3 protein-coding genes are annotated in these 1,292 nt (G+C 66.5%); 1 reads left to right on the forward strand and 2 read right to left on the reverse strand.

Annotated elements, in window-relative coordinates; translation table 11 throughout:
- Positions 1 to 57: 57 nt before the first annotated feature.
- Complete coding sequence (locus AB2385_RS17065) at positions 58 to 492, reverse strand: hypothetical protein (protein WP_367656207.1); 435 nt, start codon at positions 490 to 492, stop codon at positions 58 to 60.
- Positions 493 to 522: 30 nt separating this feature from the next.
- Positions 523 to 738 (reverse strand): hypothetical protein, encoded by a 216-nt coding sequence (locus AB2385_RS17070; protein ID WP_367656208.1) that lies wholly within the window; start codon positions 736 to 738, stop codon positions 523 to 525.
- A gap of 124 nt (positions 739 to 862) precedes the next feature.
- Here AB2385_RS17070 and AB2385_RS17075 point away from each other — a divergent pair.
- Positions 863 to 1,292, forward strand: a 430-nt coding sequence (locus AB2385_RS17075) for a hypothetical protein (protein ID WP_367656209.1), incomplete at its 3' end; no start/stop codon positions are given.

The following is a 1,292-nucleotide window of genomic DNA, read 5'->3' on the forward strand; positions in this document are numbered from 1 at the left end:
GGGTACAGCGCGGCCCCGGCCGGAGGCGGTTTCTCCGGCCGGGGCCAGCACGCCGTCTCACGGCCTGCCGCGGGTGCGGCTGCGGTTCCGGGCCTCCTGCCACTCCTTGAGCAGGCGCTTCGCCTGCTCCTTGGTGAGGCGTCCGTTCTTCACGGCCTCCTCGAGCTTCGCCTTGACCTCGGCCTCCGATGCGTGGGGCGAGAGGCCTTGGCGGCGAAGGGCCCGCCATTCCTGCAGGCGGGCGGCCTCCTCTTGCGTGATCTGGCCTGAAGCCCGGGCCCGTTCGATCATCTGATCGATCTCGGCGTTCAGCTGCTCCATGCGGGTGCGCCGGAGGTTGCGGATGTCGTTCAGCAACTGCCGCATTCCCGGCGACATCTCCGGCGCCGCCTCCTTCGGCCGCGACTCGGCGGCCAGTGCGCTGCCGGTCAGGAGCAGGAGCGTCCAGACCGACAGCAGCGTCCATGCGATCCAACGCTTCAGCGTACGCATGCCGTGAAACCCTCCCCTGGTTCTTCCCGCCTAGCTGCGGCCGTGGTGTTCCTCCTCCCCGACCGCGTCGGGCGCACGGTCGGTGAACTCGCCCTGATTGCCGCCGGCCTGATATCCGCGCGCAACCGCTTCGTGGCTCCACGCCTCGCCCGGGCGCATCTCGCCCAGCTGCCGCTGGGTCTCCGACGGGACCTTCGCCTGTGGCTGCGGACCTGCGGTGCGGCCTTGAACCCGATCTGCCTCCATTGCCCACCCCCCTTTGGGCCCTAGTCTTTCCCAGAGGGCGACCTTTCCATGAACTTGTCTGCGCTAAGCCTTTTCTGTATAATCACCAGGGTAAGATACCCACCGTGCGGGAAGGAGAAGCAGTATGACGAACCATCCGAACCTGTGGCCGTATCAGGAAGCGAAGCGCATCATCGGGCGTTGGCCAGATAAAGAGCGCTACATCCTGGAGACGGGCTTCGGCGCATCCGGCCACCCGCACATGGGCACCATCGGCGAGGTCGTGCGCACGTTCTACGTGGCCAAGGCTTTGAAGGACCTGGGCCGGGAGTCGGAGATCATCGTCTTCTCCGACGACATGGACGGGCTGCGCAAGATCCCGACCAACATCGACGCCCCGTGGCTGAAGGAGCACCTGGGCAAGCCGGTCACCCGCATCCCCGATCCCTACGGCACGCACCAGTCCTTCGGCCACCATATGGACGCCGAGTTGATCGAGATGATGGCGAAGACGGGCATCCAGGCCCGCTTCCTCTCGGCGGCCGACTGTTATGCCAACGGCACTTTCGACGAGG

Source organism: Symbiobacterium sp. (genome assembly GCF_040797425.1).
Taxonomy (GTDB): Bacteria; Bacillota; Sulfobacillia; order Symbiobacteriales; family Symbiobacteriaceae; genus Symbiobacterium.